The sequence below is a fragment of the Clostridium carboxidivorans P7 genome, from assembly GCF_001038625.1.
In the GTDB taxonomy this organism is placed as follows: Bacteria; Bacillota; Clostridia; order Clostridiales; family Clostridiaceae; genus Clostridium_AM; species Clostridium_AM carboxidivorans.
Genome location: NZ_CP011803.1, coordinates 2,027,336 through 2,042,464, shown reverse-complemented (window position 1 = coordinate 2,042,464; position 15,129 = coordinate 2,027,336). Strand labels below are relative to the sequence as shown.

The 15,129-nt window shown below is 28.5% G+C and carries 14 protein-coding genes and 1 other annotated feature; of the genes, 11 read left to right on the top strand and 3 right to left on the bottom strand.

Annotated elements, in window-relative coordinates:
- The first annotated feature begins 213 nt into the window (after positions 1–213).
- The 6 genes from Ccar_RS08765 (at position 214) to Ccar_RS08740 (ending at position 7,186) form a co-directional block, all read left to right on the top strand.
- Complete coding sequence (locus Ccar_RS08765; RefSeq protein ID WP_007062947.1) at positions 214–1,044, top strand: CPBP family intramembrane glutamic endopeptidase; 831 nt, start codon at positions 214–216, stop codon at positions 1,042–1,044.
- Between the two features lie 89 nt (positions 1,045–1,133).
- Positions 1,134–1,946 (top strand): CPBP family intramembrane glutamic endopeptidase, encoded by an 813-nt coding sequence (locus tag Ccar_RS08760; protein ID WP_007062948.1) that lies wholly within the window; start codon positions 1,134–1,136, stop codon positions 1,944–1,946.
- A 45-nt stretch (positions 1,947–1,991) separates the two neighbouring features.
- Positions 1,992–2,687, top strand: coding sequence for a response regulator transcription factor (locus tag Ccar_RS08755; protein WP_007062949.1), 696 nt, complete (start codon positions 1,992–1,994; stop codon positions 2,685–2,687).
- Positions 2,688–2,710: 23 nt separating this feature from the next.
- On the top strand, positions 2,711–4,156 hold the full coding sequence (locus Ccar_RS08750; protein ID WP_007064661.1) for a HAMP domain-containing sensor histidine kinase: 1,446 nt from the start codon (positions 2,711–2,713) through the stop codon (positions 4,154–4,156).
- Between the two features lie 184 nt (positions 4,157–4,340).
- Positions 4,341–6,335, top strand: coding sequence for a methyl-accepting chemotaxis protein (locus Ccar_RS08745; RefSeq protein WP_007062952.1), 1,995 nt, complete (start codon positions 4,341–4,343; stop codon positions 6,333–6,335).
- 251 nt (positions 6,336–6,586) lie between these two features.
- Entirely contained in the window at positions 6,587–7,186 is a 600-nt protein-coding gene (locus tag Ccar_RS08740; RefSeq protein WP_007062953.1) for a TVP38/TMEM64 family protein, read from the top strand.
- A gap of 78 nt (positions 7,187–7,264) precedes the next feature.
- On the opposite strand, the gene Ccar_RS08735 is transcribed toward Ccar_RS08740, so the two are convergent.
- From Ccar_RS08735 to Ccar_RS08725, 3 genes are all read right to left on the bottom strand, one after another.
- Positions 7,265–7,522 carry a hypothetical protein gene (locus Ccar_RS08735; protein WP_007062954.1) on the bottom strand — a complete coding sequence of 86 codons (258 nt, stop codon included), beginning with the start codon at positions 7,520–7,522 and terminating at the stop codon, positions 7,265–7,267.
- Between the two features lie 115 nt (positions 7,523–7,637).
- Entirely contained in the window at positions 7,638–8,816 is a 1,179-nt protein-coding gene (locus Ccar_RS08730; RefSeq protein WP_007062955.1) for a M20 metallopeptidase family protein, read from the bottom strand.
- A gap of 17 nt (positions 8,817–8,833) precedes the next feature.
- Positions 8,834–9,349, bottom strand: a complete 516-nt coding sequence (locus Ccar_RS08725) for a tryptophan transporter (protein ID WP_007062956.1) — start codon at positions 9,347–9,349, stop codon at positions 8,834–8,836.
- A 144-nt stretch (positions 9,350–9,493) separates the two neighbouring features.
- Positions 9,494–9,743: a binding site (T-box leader), on the bottom strand.
- Between the two features lie 244 nt (positions 9,744–9,987).
- On the opposite strand from Ccar_RS08725, the gene Ccar_RS08720 reads away from it, so the two are divergent.
- From Ccar_RS08720 to Ccar_RS27010, 5 genes are all read left to right on the top strand, one after another.
- Positions 9,988–10,419 carry a MarR family winged helix-turn-helix transcriptional regulator gene (locus Ccar_RS08720; RefSeq protein WP_007064664.1) on the top strand — a complete coding sequence of 144 codons (432 nt, stop codon included), beginning with the start codon at positions 9,988–9,990 and terminating at the stop codon, positions 10,417–10,419.
- A 53-nt stretch (positions 10,420–10,472) separates the two neighbouring features.
- Entirely contained in the window at positions 10,473–12,212 is a 1,740-nt protein-coding gene (locus Ccar_RS08715; protein WP_007059022.1) for an ABC transporter ATP-binding protein, read from the top strand.
- The gene (locus Ccar_RS08710) at positions 12,199–14,127 is read left to right on the top strand and encodes an ABC transporter ATP-binding protein (RefSeq protein WP_007059023.1); all 1,929 of its coding nucleotides are present in this window, start codon (positions 12,199–12,201) and stop codon (positions 14,125–14,127) included. The genes Ccar_RS08715 and Ccar_RS08710 overlap by 14 nt, the downstream gene beginning before the upstream one ends.
- 165 nt (positions 14,128–14,292) lie before the next feature.
- On the top strand, positions 14,293–14,736 hold the full coding sequence (locus tag Ccar_RS08705) for a hypothetical protein (protein ID WP_007059024.1): 444 nt from the start codon (positions 14,293–14,295) through the stop codon (positions 14,734–14,736).
- Positions 14,737–14,799: 63 nt separating this feature from the next.
- On the top strand, positions 14,800–14,943 hold the full coding sequence (locus Ccar_RS27010; RefSeq protein WP_007064665.1) for a hypothetical protein: 144 nt from the start codon (positions 14,800–14,802) through the stop codon (positions 14,941–14,943).
- Positions 14,944–15,129 lie beyond the last annotated feature (186 nt).

Sequence of the window (15,129 nt, the reverse complement as noted above, 5' to 3'; positions counted from 1 at the left end):
AAAATGGAAATCCAGTCTGAGGCTTATTTTTTTAATAAAGTACTGTGTAAGTAAATATAAAATGTAATTTAAGATGAAGTGTAATTTAAGACTTCATCTTTTTGTTTGTTTTAAAGATTAAGGAAATTTTAAGGTTTGGTTAAGAGGCATGAAAGTATATACCTTTAAATTTAAATATATAAAAAATAAATTTAAAGGTAGGATGTAAAGAATATGAACAATTTTTTTGAAAGTACGAAAATAAGAAAAGTGATGTTTATTTATGTTTCTGTAGTAATTTTCTTTTGTATAATTTCTGAATTAAGTTTTGTTAAATCTACAGGAATATTAGACGAAAATTTATTTATATTATTATGTAATTTAGGAGTTTTAGCGTGGTTTATGCTAAAATTAAGAAAAGTAAGTTATGATGTTAAAAATGGAATAAATGATTTAAAAACAGATTTAAATATTAAAGATATAATATTTAGTATTATAATAAACATTACTATAACCATAGGATTTGTTATAATTGCAATTTATGCTTTAAAAAGTATATCACCTTCATTTATGAATGGGCTTTTAGAAGAATTGAATAAAAGTGACTCAAATACCTTGTACAGCATAATTATTAATGGAATTGCAGCATCATTTATAGCACCAATTGTGGAAGAACTTACATTTAGAGGAATTATACTTAACAGGTTAAAAATGAAAATTGGAGTTAAAAAAGCAATAATAGTATCTTCTATTTTATTTGGAATGATTCATTATGAACTTGGAATATTGTCTGCAATTATTTTTGGTGTATGTATGTCGTTAATATATTTAAAAACCAGAAATATATTTGCTACTATAGCAATTCACATTATTAATAATTTTATGGTTTCTTTTGTACAAGCTATATCCTTCTTAATAGACACCAATGGAAGCAAGGAAAACATCACTTTAAGCAGTTTTAATTCATTAGGGTTTATAGCTGGAATTGGATGCTTTGTGCTAGGAATAGTTATGAGCGCTTACTTTATAAAGGCAAACTGGAGTAAAAAAATTATAGGGCAATAAAGAATTTAGTGATTAAATATAAAAGAAGGAAGGAAGTGGATTTTAGTGTGGATTGTACTTTGTACACATGCCATTACTAAAGAAAAACTATGAATTTTGAATTACTTAAAGAAACTAAAACAAGATATTTATTTATAAAAATGCTTTGTATACTTACAGTAGGAATAATATTAATGATAGTGTGTTCAAAGGTTTTAAAAATTCATATGACAGATGGTTATATTGAAATTATTTCAGCTGTAATTACAATAATATGGTTTTTAATAGTACTAAAATTTATGAGAGAAAATGGCATAAGTATTAGTAATTTTATAAGAAGGCCACTAAAAAGTAAGTTTATATTAGAAGTTCCTGTAAGTTTAATAATAACTTATTTAGGTGGTGCAGGATTTATCTTATTAATATTGTCTTTAGTTAATTGTATAAATCCAGCTATGTTAAACAGTATAAGTTCAAATTTATCCAATAAATCACCTAAAATAGATACAATGTTTATGATAGTTATAAGCTTTATCTCATCTGTCATCATTGCACCCATAGTAGAAGAGTTTATTTTTAGGGGAATATTAATGGGTAGATTGTATAATAAGTATGGAATGGGTAAATCCATTATATTTTCTTCAATTATATTTTTCTTTATGCACTTAAACATTAATCCTATGCTTTTACTTTTAGGAATAAGCTGTGCCATTCTTGCCTATAAGTATAAATCATTAATACCTTCAATTGCACTTCATGCTTGCAACAATCTTATTGTTTTTATAGGTGGTTTGAAAAGAAATAGTGGTGCAAGTGATTTGGTAAATATCAATTCCAGTTTTATGATTGGAGGTATTGTGTTAGTTACTATATATGTATTTTATTCATACAGAAGTTATAGAAAATGTAGAATGAATATTTAATATTTATAATTTTAAATGTGTTTAAGGAAAGGAAAGTTTGTATTTATGAAAAAGGTTTTAATTGCTGATGATGAACAGGAAATAATAGAACTATTAAGGCTGTATTTTGAGAAGGATTATTATGAAGTGTTTGGTGCTGATGATGGATTTTCAGCACTGGATGTTTTAAAAGATAATACAATTGATATTGCAATAATTGATATAATGATGCCTAATATGGACGGCTATGCCCTTATAAAAAAAATAAGAGAGAAATATAAAATTCCTGTTATTGTAATGTCTGCTAAAAGTGAAATTAGTGATAAAATATTAGGACTTGAACTTGGTGCAGATGACTACATAACTAAACCATGTGATCCACTGGAGGTATTAGCAAGGGTAAAGGCCCAGCTTAGGAGATGTTTGGAATTTGATAATAGTGAAGAAGAAATCGTAGAAACTATCACTATAGGAGAGTTGAAACTTTATACGGATTCCTGCACCCTTTACAAAGGAAGTAGGCAAGTACCAATTACATCTACAGAGTATAAGCTGTTATTGCTTTTAATGGGTAATCCCAAAAAGGTTTTTACTAAAAAGCAAATTTTTGAATGTATTTGGAATGAGCCTTTTTATGGTGATGACAATACAATAATGGTTCATATTAGTAAGCTTCGGGATAAAATTGAAGAAGACTCTAAAAATCCATTGTATTTAAAGACAATAAGGGGACTTGGATATAAATTTGAGTATAAAAAGTAATTTATGCATGGAAGGTATTATTAATGTTTTTAAATAAGTTAAGAAAAAAATTTAAAAGATTGTATATTACTATGTTTAAGAACTATATTGTCTTTATGTTTTTAATGTTACTTATATTATTAGGCAGTATAGGTTTTGTAATTCTTACTATAGGAAAGATGGTTTCATCAGAAGAGTATGTAAAAGATACACAGAAATTTTTTATGGCATCAAAAATAGTAAAAAGTGATTATAGGAAAATTGATGCATCAAAAATTATTGCATCTAAAGGATGGGTTGAAATACTTGATTCAAATAAAAAAGTTATTTATGTTATAGGAAGTAAAAAAGATAAAGCAGCAAGCTATACGGAAGATGAGCTCTTACATTTTATGGACTTAGCGTATAATAATTTGAAAAGTGATACTTCTTATTTTTATTCTGTTGCATCATTTAATAACAATGGACAAAAATTTTATTGTATTGTTAAAGTACCTCCTGGAATTGTGAAATTAAATGTGGATATAGCTCCTTCACCAGATAAATATATTGAAAAGGCTGCAATCTACATATTGGTAGCTATACTTATAATTATAGTGTTTTTAATAACCTCTGTATTTTTATATGCTTACTTAACTACTAAAAAAGTGGTTATGCCGCTAAAGAAAATATTACAGGGTATAAAAAGAATGACTGAGGAGGATTATTCCACAAGAATTAATTTTAATGCAGAAAATGAATTTGCAGAAATAAGAGATGCTTTTAATTTTATGGCTGAAAAAATTGAAACTTCAAAGGCAGAAAGAAATAGGATGGAAGGATTAAAGCAGCAGCTTTTATCAGATATATCTCATGATTTGAAGACTCCGCTAACTTCTATTATGGGTTATTCAAAGGCACTTAGAGATGATGTGGTAATGGATGATGAAAAAATTAAGCAATATTTAAATACAATATATAATAAATCTAAAAGAACAGTTTCTTTAATTGAAAATCTTCATGAATTTACAAAGCTTGATAATAGTGGATTTTTAATAAACAAAGAAAATTGGGATTTTTGTGAGTTTATACGCCAAATAGTATCTGAATATTATAATGAATTTGAGGAAAAAGGTTTTGAAATTGAGATAAACTTACCAGAGAATGAAATCATGTATGAATTTGATAAGGTAGAGATGGAAAGAGCAATTTCAAATATCATATCCAATGTATTGAAGTACAATAAAATTGGAACAAAAGCAAAAATAGAGTTAACTTGTGATAACTACGAAATACAACTGATAATTGCAGATGATGGAATTGGTATTGACGAAGGTTTAAAGGAAAATATATTTGAACCCTTTGTAAGAGGTGATAAGTCAAGATATACAAAAGGTGGTACGGGGCTTGGACTTTCTATTGCAAATAGAATAGTTCAAAAGCATGGAGGAAGTTTAACTATTGAAAGTTGTAAAGAATATAAAACGGTATTTAAGCTAAAATTTCATTAGAAGATTTAATATTTGTATATTTTTCAGAAAAATTAAAATTGTAGTATTATGCTAATACATACAATTTCTATAGAAGAAAACTATTAATACATATAGAAATTTCTATTAGAATTATTGTTAAAAAATTATTATAATGTATGTGATTGGTTTAACGGTAAGTATTTTAATTGAATTGAGGGATATTATGAAGAGTATTAAATCAAAAATGATAGTGTTTTCAGGTTTGCTAATATGTATTATATGTATAGGATTAGGTGTGATTTCGTTTATAAATTCATCAAAGGCATTAAATACAAATTTGGGTAAAACACTTCCTAAAATAGCAGAACAAACAGCAAATAATGTTCAAAGTAAACTTGAAGGGCAGCTGAATGTATTAGCAGCCATTGCAGCAAGATCTGAAATAAGAGACACTAATAATTCATGGCAAAATAAAATTCAGATTCTTACAGAAGAAGGTAAAAGAATAGGGAGTGTCAGGCTAGAGGCTGTAGATAAAAATGGAAACATAACAAAACCTGATGGAACAATTGTTAATGTTAAAGAGAGAGATTATTTTCAAAAAGCTGTATCTGATAAAAGCAATGTATCAGATCCGTTTGTAAGTAAGACTGGTGGAGATGTAGTAGTTGTATATGCAGTTCCTATTAAAAACAATAATGAAGTTGTAGGAGTATTAATTGAAACGAGAGATGGAAATCGTTTGAGTGACATAACTAATGCAGTGAAATTTGGAAAAACAGGTTATGCATTTATGATGAAAAAGGATGGTACAAATATTGCTAGTAATAATAAAGATTTAGTCCTTAAAATGTATAATCCAATAGAAGCAGCAAAAAAGGACAGTAAACTTCAGCCATTAGCTGAAATTGAAAAGAAAATGGGAGCAGGAGAAACGGGAATAGGTGAATATTCTTATGAAGGAATATATAAATACATGGGTTATGCTCCAGTTAAAGGAACTGAATGGTCTGTTGGAGTTATAGTGGAAAAAGGAGAAATACTCTCTGAGCTTACTAGTTTAAGAATTTCTGTTATAGCATTTTCTATATTGTTCATATTAATTGGAGCTGTAATGATTTATATTATTGCTAATAGTATATCAAGAGGAATAAAATCAACTTCAAAATATTTGGATTTATTGGCAGAAGGAAATTTAAGTGAAGAAGTTCCTACTAGATATCTGCAAATGAAAGATGAAGTTGGAGACATGAGTAATTCAATGAAAGTAATGCAGGAATCATTAAGATCAATGATTAATAGAATAAAAGAAAATTCTGCAAATATTAATATGCAGTCAGAAAATTTATCTTCTGTTTCGGAAGAAATAGCTAGTTCATCACAAAGTGTTGCAGAAGCAATAGATGAAATCGCAAAAGGAACAAGTTCTCAGTCTCAGGATTTAATAAATGTAACAGATATTCTTAATGATTTTAGTAACAAATTGTCCAGAATGGTTAATGAAGTACAGGATGTGGACTCAAAGTCCAGAGAAATTAGTTTAATGGCAAAAGAAAGTAGTACAGAAATGAATGGATTAAATCAATCTGTATCAAAGGTGAGTAATTCATTTAAAACTTTTAATGGTAAAATTGTGGGGCTTGGAAAAAGTATAAATGAAATAAATGAGATTATAAATATAATAAACAGTATTGCAGAACAAACAAATTTATTGGCATTAAATGCAGCTATTGAAGCTGCAAGAGCAGGAGAATCAGGGAAGGGATTTGCAGTTGTTGCAGATGAAATAAGAAAGCTTGCAGAACAATCTCAAGTGTCAGCAGAAGATATTAGCAAATTGATTAGTGAAATATCCCAAAATACTGATACTATAGTTAAAGATTCTAGTGATATGGATGGTGAATTAATAAATCAAGTTAAGATCATAGAAAGTTCAATAGTGTCCTTCAAAAATATTATAGAAGCAGTAAGTGAAGTAATTCCTAAAATTGAAGTAGTTAAAAATTCTGCTGAAGGTATAGACAATGATAAAAATACTATTTTAAATAGGGTAAATGATGTGTCTTCAGTTTCACTTGAAGTTTCAGCAACTTCTGAGGAAATTTCAGCATCATCACAAGAAATGAATGCTACTACAGAAGAAGTAGCAGCATCATCACAAGTACTTAGTAATATGACTAAGGAAATGCTTGATGAAGTAAATAAATTTAAAATTTAAAAATGTAGTATCTTAAAAAGATGAGGCTTTTATGCTTCATCTTTTTTGTGGTAAATTAGAAGATTTTAATGATACTTGGATAATTTAAGTACGATGTGACACAATGTATTTAGTACACAAATTATTAGATACTATTTCCAATAACAGGATTGTTTAATGACATAATAATTGTTATAATTATACCATGCAGCTTGCTATTTAACATGAATAAGTGCTGATGATAATATGATGAAAGAAAGGAAAAGAAAAGTTTGGAATATACAAAATCTCTAAAAAATATAAAGAAATATGTTAATGTGTTTGTACTAACAATGATAATTATGTTGGTAATTTTTATTATAAAAGTTTATATGGAAGGTAATTTTTCTTCACAAGCAGCTTTTGAAAATTATGTTCGCCAATTTGGAGTATTTGCACCAATTGTTTTGATAGTGATTCAATTGTTACAGGTTATATTCCCGGTAATTCCTGGTGTTTTTGGATCTATAGTTGGTGTAGCACTATTTGGAAGCTTGAAGAGCTTTATATTTAATTATATAGGTATTACTCTAGGATCAATTATATCGTTTTTGCTAGCTAGAAAATATGGAGCTAGTTTTGTAAAAAAGATTATAACAGAAGAAAAATATGAAAAATATATTGGAAAGTTTCAAGGTGGAAAAGGATATGCTATTATATTGTTCTTTACACTATTGGTTCCTCTTGCTCCAGATGATATTTTTTGTTATTTATCTGGATTAAGTAAGATGTCGTTTAAAAAGTTTATGTGGATTATCATACTTGGAAAGCCTTGGTGCATATTGGCTTACAGTTATGGATTTGGAGCACTTTTTACTCATATAACAGGATAAACATTAAATAATGATAAATTAAGATTTTTTATTTTAAAAAAAAGTGAGGCAGGGGATTTTCCCTTGCCTTATTCAGTATTATTTACAGTCATCCACTTTTATTGATATATTAATGCTAATGTTTATTTTATCAGATTTGTTCTCTAGCGTTTCAAGCAGTGATGCTAATTCTTTTATATCTTTTATATTGGTTTTATCATTAGGTTTTACAGGAATTTTTAAAAACTTTAGAACCTGGTTAACGTATTTTTTTCCAAATCCTTTCTTAACTATATCCTCTACTCTAAGACCTTCCTTATAAAGCTTAATAATTTGCTCTTTTTTAGTAATTTTCATATAAACCCATCCTTATATGATTGATACAACATATTTATATTCATTTGAACAGTAAATTATTCCATATTAATTGAAAATTAGATAATATTTTTATATAGACAAATTTAACATATTATCATAGATTATTTTCTAGATATTTAGTAGCACAGTGCGCATATAAAGCTGTACCTAATGGTAAAATTTCTTCATCTACGATCATATTAGGGTTATGCATAGAGTAAGTATATCCTTCTTTAATACTTCCAGCACCAAGGTTAAGCATAACTGAGGGCACTTGTTCTGCAATACTAGTGAAATCTTCTGTACCACAAGCAGTAGGGATTTCTTTTACTTTTTCTTCAGTACAAATTTCTTTACAATAACTTGCAATTTCTTCACTAAAGGTTGGATTATTATATAAAGGGCCAATACCATATACAAATTCTACAATTGCCTGTCCTCTAAAAGTTTCAGCTACATTTTCACTAATTTCTTTAATTCTCTTTTTTAAAAAAGAACGACTTTCTTGTGTAGTTGCACGAATAGAAGCTTCAATTACTGCATTGCCAGCTAAGGTATTGACAGTATCCCCGCCTTGTATTTTACCAACAATCAATACAGCATGTTCAGTACAAGGTATTTCTCTTGCAATAATTTCTTGAAGCGAAATAACCACATGGGCTGCAATATTAATTGCATCTACACCTTTTTCTGGAGTACTTCCGTGAGCATTTTTGCCAGTTATAGTAATACGAACAGCATCACCTGAATATAAGGCTGTACCTTTTGCATAGGTAATGGAACCAAAATTGGAATTTTCATGACCAACTTTAATGTGCATTCCCATTGCTGCATCTACTTTAGGATTCTCTAGTATTCCTGCAGCTATCATATCATTTGCACCAGCAAGTAATTCTTCTGCAGGTTGAAACATAAATTTAACAGTACCCTTTAATTTATTTTCATTTTGCTTTAATAGCTTTGCAGCACCAAGCAGCATAGTAGTATGGCAATCATGACCACAAGAATGACAATTTCCATTAGTTGCAGCAAAATCCAACCCGGTTTTTTCTTTCATGGGAAGAGCGTCCATATCTGCACGAAGTAATATGGTCTTACCAGATTGACCTAGTGTACAACTTACTCCTGATTTTCCTACAAGATAAGGCTTTAAACCATATTCAGTGAGCTTTTTCATTACAAGAGATATTGTTTGTGGCAATTCAAATCCAGTTTCAGCGTAGTTATGAAACATACGTCTATTAGCAACAAGTTCATCATTGATTTCCAATGCTTCTTTATAATATTCATTCATATATTCAACCTTCTTTACTAAATTTCTTTGATTGCAGCTCTTTTCAAGGCTGCATTTATAGCATTATATAGAATTGAAGTTAATACAGTATTTATGATACATGCAGGAAGAACCACAGTGAAAAGTAATAGGTTTAATTTTGTAGGCAGTCCTACAGTTATTAAAACTAGAAATAAAAATGTAGTTCCACTAATGGCTGTGCCTAAAGCTGAAGTTAAAATAGTTGTTACCTGGCTATTTAATCTATTTCTAAGTGGTTTTAATAATATAAATAGAATATTTGTTGTTATTATTTTATCTATAAAGTTTGGCAGCTGTCCTCCTGGAAATGTTGTAGTACCTGCTGACAGTATACCAAGTACGATTCCAGCAGTAATGCATGTTTTATAATCATCATTGAGCAATATTATAATAAATAACATGACTAATCCAGTACCAGGTTTCATTCCAAAGAATACAGGTGGAATAACTTGTGCTATTACAGTTCCGATGGCTAAAAATAAAGAATTTATAATAATTTTTTTCAATTTCATAATTTACATCTCCTCTAATATTATTTAATGTTAAATGTTTTTTAAACATTCTGATTAATATTTGAAAGCCTCCGGAAGCTAGCAAATAGTTCACAGTTATAGTTCTAAAAAGATCTTTAATAAAATAAAAACTCCGTCCTATAACAATAGGACGGAGATATCCGCGGTACCACCTAAATTATGCTTAATTAAAAACATCACTTGAATTTTAGACACTAACATGTCCTATCCATTATAACGTATGGCTAACGGTAAATACTACTCTTCAAATGACTTTGAATTTCGGTTTACTCCTCTAAGGTCCATTCACTATTAGTTATCGTGCTGAAATCACACCACCTTCAGCTCTCTGTAACTAAACTTAATAGCTACTACTCCTTGTCAAAGGATTATTTTCTTTAATTAGTTATTGTTTACATGGTAATACTTTATAATCTGTTTGTCAATACTTTTATTTATAAATATATATAATGTTCAATATGATTAATAGATATGGTAAGAACAAGTGAAATTTATACGATTACTTTCAAATTTTTGAGAATTAAATAATGATAATGAGTAAATATACTATATTGACAAGAATTACAGGTAAAATTATAATTAGTTAGAAGTCTAACAAAATGATAGAAGGATGATATATGGATAAGGAAGAATTGATAGGTAGAAAAGTAAATATTTTCACTAATAGAATCAACAGAAAAATAAATAAAGAAGTTGCTAAGTATGGTATAACAGGTATTCAAAGTATGGTACTTGGTTTTGTATATCATAAGTCCCAAAATAGAGATGTATTTCAAAAGGATATAGAAGAAGTTTTTGATATTAGACGTTCTTCAGTAACTAGTGTACTTCAATTGATGGAAAAAAACGGGTATGTTGAAAGAGTAAGTGTTTCTGAAGATGCAAGGCTTAAGAAGATAATACTTACCAAAAAAGGACTTGAAATTCAAAAAAAAGTACATGAATCCATTATTAAAATTGAAAAATATTTGAGGGATGAGTTAAGTGATGATGAAATGTACATATTAATTCATTTACTTGACAGATTATCTAAAAAAATTGCTGATTAAGTGCAATTTTTTTTGTAACATTAGTTAGAAATCTAACAAGAGGAGGAAAATATATGATAAAAAAATTAGCAAGTTATGTAGCAGAATTTAAAAAAGATGCAATTTTAACTCCTATATTTGTTGCTTTAGAAGCAATAATGGAGACTATTATTCCACTATTAATGGCATGGATTATTGACAATGGGGTAGGAAAAGGAGATATGAAATATGTATGCGTTGTTGGAGCAGTAATGTTAGCAGTATCATTTATATCTCTTACTTGTGGTGCATTGTCAGGAAAATATGCAGCTAGTGCATCTACTGGTTTTGCTAGAAATTTGAGAAGAGCAATGTATTATAATATACAAAATTATTCTTTTTCTAATATAGACAAGTATTCTACAGCTGGACTTATAACAAGGTTAACTACAGATATAACAAATGTTCAAAATGCATTTCAAATGGTAATAAGGATGTTTGTTAGAGCACCATTTATGTTGATTTTTGCTATGGGAATGAGTTTTTATATCAATGCAAAATTAGCTTTAGTATTTTTAGGAGCAATTATCTTTTTAGGGATTGTATTGTATTTTATTATGACTAGAGTACACCCATATTTCATGCAAGTTTTTAGAAAATATGATGATTTAAATGCTAGTGTGCAAGAAAATTTAACGGCAATTCGTACTGTAAAGGCTTATGTAAGAGAAGAACATGAAATAGGCAAATTTTATAAAGCTTCTGAAAACCTATATAAACTTTTTATAAGAGCTGAAAAATTGATTATAATTAATGCTCCTGCAATGCAATTTGCAGTGTATACTTGTATTTTACTTTTATCATGGCTTGGGGCAAAAATGATTGTTTCACATTCTATGACAACAGGTGAATTAATGAGTTTATTTACTTATACTACTAATATATTAATGAGTCTTATGATTATTTCTATGGTATTTGTCATGGTAATTATGTCAAAATCATCAGCTGAAAGAATTATAGAAGTATTAGAAGAAAAAAGTGATTTGGCAAATCCTAAAAATTCAATTTATGAAGTGAAAGATGGATCTATTACATTTAAAAATGTTAATTTTTCATATAATAAAAGCTTAGATAATTGTGTTTTAGAAGATGTAAATATAAAAATTAATTCAGGTGAAACTATAGGTATTATTGGAGGAACAGGAAGTGCTAAATCCACTTTAGTTCAACTTATTCCAAGATTGTATGACACAACAAGTGGCAGTGTTGAAGTTGGAGAAATTGATGTTAAGAAATATGATATAGAAACTCTCAGAGACGAAGTTTCCATGGTATTACAAAAAAATGTGTTGTTTTCTGGAACAATAAAAGAAAATTTACGATGGGGAAATAAGAATGCTACTGATGAAGAATTAATTACTGCATGTAGACAGGCTCAGGCTGATGAATTTATAGAAAAATTTCCTGATAAATATGATACTTATATTGAACAAGGTGGAAGTAATGTATCTGGAGGACAAAAGCAAAGATTATGTATTGCAAGAGCACTTTTAAAGAAACCTAAAATACTAATTTTAGATGATTCCACAAGCGCTGTAGATACTAAGACTGATGCACTTATTAGAAAGGCATTTAAAGAAACAATACCAGATACTACAAAGATTATTATTGCTCAACGTATTTCATCAGTAGAAGATGCAGATAGAATTATTGTATTAAATGACGGAAAAATTGATGGGTTTGGAAGTCATGATGAGCTTCTAAAATGTAATTCTATATATAGAGAAGTTTATGAATCTCAAATGAAAGGAGCTGATGACAATGAGTCAAAGTAAAAGTGTTAAGCCTAGAGCCATGCGAGGGCCTGGTGCACGTGGACATGCAAAGATGAGTAAAAATTCCTTGAAGACTTTAAAAAGGTTGTTAGCTTATGTAATTAAAGAATATAAATTTTTGTTTCTTATGGTACTGGCAACTATTATTATAAGTTCTATTGCCAATGTTGTTGGTACATTATTTATAAAAACTCTAATAGATAAATATATAGTACCTCTTTTAAATAAATCTGGAGGTGATTTTGCACCATTACTCAAAATGATATTTACTATGGCATTAATTTATTATGTTGGAGTTTTGGCAACATATGCATATAGCCGTATGATGATTATAATTTCTCAAGGTTCACTTAAAAGGATAAGAGATGATATGTTTTCTCATATGGAAACTTTAAATATTAAATACTTTGATACTCATGCTCATGGAGATTTAATGAGTCTTTATACCAATGATACAGATACATTGAGACAAATGATAAGCCAAGGTATACCTCAATTGTTATCAGCAATTATAACTGTTATTGGTGTATTTATTTCTATGATTTTCTTAAGCTTACCATTAACAGGTATTGAAATTTTAATTATAATTTTGATGGTCAACGTTACTAAGTTTATTGGTGGTAAAAGTGGAAAATATTTTGGGCTTCAACAAAAAGATTTAGGTGCAGTAAATGGTTATATAGAAGAAATGATGGAAGGCCAAAAGGTTGTAAAAGTCTTTTGTCATGAAGAAGAAGCAAAAATTAATTTTGATAAATTAAATGATATGTTGTTTAACAGTGCAAATAATGCAAATAAATATGCCAATGTTTTAATGCCTATCATGGGTAATATTGGATATATAAATTATGTGGCAGTTTCTATTGTTGGTTCTATTCTTGCCATTGGATCATTTGCTGGTTTTACTCTTGGAGCACTTGCATCCTTCTTACAGCTAACAAGAACCTTCAGTCAAACAATAAACCAAATGTCTCAACAATTTAACTTTGTAATTATGGCTTTAGCAGGGGCAGAACGTATATTTAAACTTCTTGATGAAGAGAAAGAAGCTGATGAAGGTTATGTAACCTTAGTAAATGCGGAAGAAAATAAAAATGGAGAACTAGTAGAATCCAAGAAGCGTACTGGAATTTGGGCATGGAAGCATCCACACCAAGATGATACAGTTACTTATACAAAGCTTCTTGGTGAAGTAGTATTTGATGACGTTGATTTTGGTTACAATGATGAAAAAATTATATTACACAATATAAAGCTTTATGCAAAGCCAGGTCAAAAGATAGCCTTTGTAGGTGCTACAGGAGCTGGAAAAACTACTATTACAAACTTAATCAACCGTTTTTATGATATTCAAGACGGAAAGATTAGGTATGATGGTATAAATATCAACAAAATTAGAAAAGACGATTTAAGAAGTTCTCTTGGAATGGTACTTCAAGATCCACATCTTTTCACTGGAACAGTTGCAGACAATATTAGATATGGAAAACTAGATGCAACTGATGAAGAAGTAATTGCAGCAGCTAAACTTGCTAATGCACATCAGTTTATAAAACATCTTCCAAAGGGATATGATACAGTTCTTACTAGTGATGGTGGAAAGTTGTCGCAAGGACAAAGACAACTATTGACAATCGCTAGAGTAGCTATTGCTGATCCACCTGTTTTAATACTTGATGAAGCAACATCCAGCATTGATACAAGAACGGAAGTTATAGTTCAAGATGGTATGGATAAGCTTATGAAGGGAAGAACAGTATTTGTAATCGCTCATAGACTTTCTACAATTAAAAATTCAGATGTAATTATGGTATTAGATGAAGGTAGAATTATTGAAAGAGGAAACCATGATGATTTAATCAAACAAAAAGGCAAGTACTATCAGTTATATACAGGAGCATTTGAGCTGTCGTAAAATTAATTATTTTTTAAGAAAATCAGGTAAATTGTATCTTTAAGGATATAATTTACCTTTTAAATTTTTTTGGAATTTTAAAGCTTAAAATTTATATATTGATGTATTAAATAGACTTTAATTAAATAAATATTAAAGTGAAGTCATATTAATTTTGAGGTAGATATGAGTATAAATAAAGATATAGAAAAAGTTATGGAAAAAGGAATAGAGAAAGGAGTAGAAAAGGGCATTGTAAAAGCAGTAGAAAAACTTATTGATGAAGGCATAATTCAATGTGCAGTTATTGAGACAGTAAATCAAATTATGAATATTGTTAAATGCTCTTTAGAAAGTACAATTAATACTTCTATATGTCCTGCATTGAAACAACTTGAAGAAATTTTTATAAAAATCGTTACTTCTGAGTGTGCTGTTAATGATTTAAATAAAATTAAAATGAATCTTAGAAATATTAAAAGTGAAGAACAGCTCAATTTTATATTAGATAAATTATATTCAGAAAATAAGCATATTTCTTTAGAAATGTTTAATAAGTATATGGATAAGTATATCAATGATGCGAAAACTAATTCTTGTGAAGATGAGTTTCATTTGGATGAAGATTAAAAAATAAGGTAAGGATAAATAGTAAAGTTACAGTACTTACTTATGAAAAAGGGGTGATTAACAGTGAAAAAGTTCACTAAAAGAACTTATGAAAGTGAAAAGCAATTTAATAAAGCTTCCAAAAAGCTTGAAAAGAAAGGATTTAAAGTTTCAAGCAGCACAGTTAATAATGGAAAATATATAGTGGAATACCAAACTAGAAGTTAGTATTACAAATATGGATTTTATTATTATAATTGAAATTCACAATTGAATATTAGATAGAAAATAAGAGTTTTAATATTTTTTAAAACTCTTATTTTATTATAGTTATCATTCAGCTTTTCAGATATAAAATTTACTTACACATTCGGTGAATTCTATAAATATTATCTATTTTATGCTGATGCGGAT

Bases quoted from the DNA above. Each gene is read 5' to 3' on its own strand.
- Ccar_RS08765 (WP_007062947.1), top strand. From the start codon at position 214: ATGAACAATTTTTTTGAAAGTACGAAAATAAGAAAAGTGATGTTTATT.
- Ccar_RS08760 (WP_007062948.1), top strand. From the start codon at position 1,134: ATGAATTTTGAATTACTTAAAGAAACTAAAACAAGATATTTATTTATA.
- Ccar_RS08755 (WP_007062949.1), top strand. From the start codon at position 1,992: ATGAAAAAGGTTTTAATTGCTGATGATGAACAGGAAATAATAGAACTA.
- Ccar_RS08750 (WP_007064661.1), top strand. From the start codon at position 2,711: ATGTTTTTAAATAAGTTAAGAAAAAAATTTAAAAGATTGTATATTACT.
- Ccar_RS08745 (WP_007062952.1), top strand. From the start codon at position 4,341: ATGAAGAGTATTAAATCAAAAATGATAGTGTTTTCAGGTTTGCTAATA.
- Ccar_RS08735 (WP_007062954.1), bottom strand. From the start codon at position 7,522: ATGAAAATTACTAAAAAAGAGCAAATTATTAAGCTTTATAAGGAAGGT.
- Ccar_RS08730 (WP_007062955.1), bottom strand. From the start codon at position 8,816: ATGAATGAATATTATAAAGAAGCATTGGAAATCAATGATGAACTTGTT.
- Ccar_RS08725 (WP_007062956.1), bottom strand. From the start codon at position 9,349: ATGAAATTGAAAAAAATTATTATAAATTCTTTATTTTTAGCCATCGGA.
- Ccar_RS08720 (WP_007064664.1), top strand. From the start codon at position 9,988: ATGGATAAGGAAGAATTGATAGGTAGAAAAGTAAATATTTTCACTAAT.
- Ccar_RS08715 (WP_007059022.1), top strand. From the start codon at position 10,473: ATGATAAAAAAATTAGCAAGTTATGTAGCAGAATTTAAAAAAGATGCA.
- Ccar_RS08710 (WP_007059023.1), top strand. From the start codon at position 12,199: ATGAGTCAAAGTAAAAGTGTTAAGCCTAGAGCCATGCGAGGGCCTGGT.
- Ccar_RS08705 (WP_007059024.1), top strand. From the start codon at position 14,293: ATGAGTATAAATAAAGATATAGAAAAAGTTATGGAAAAAGGAATAGAG.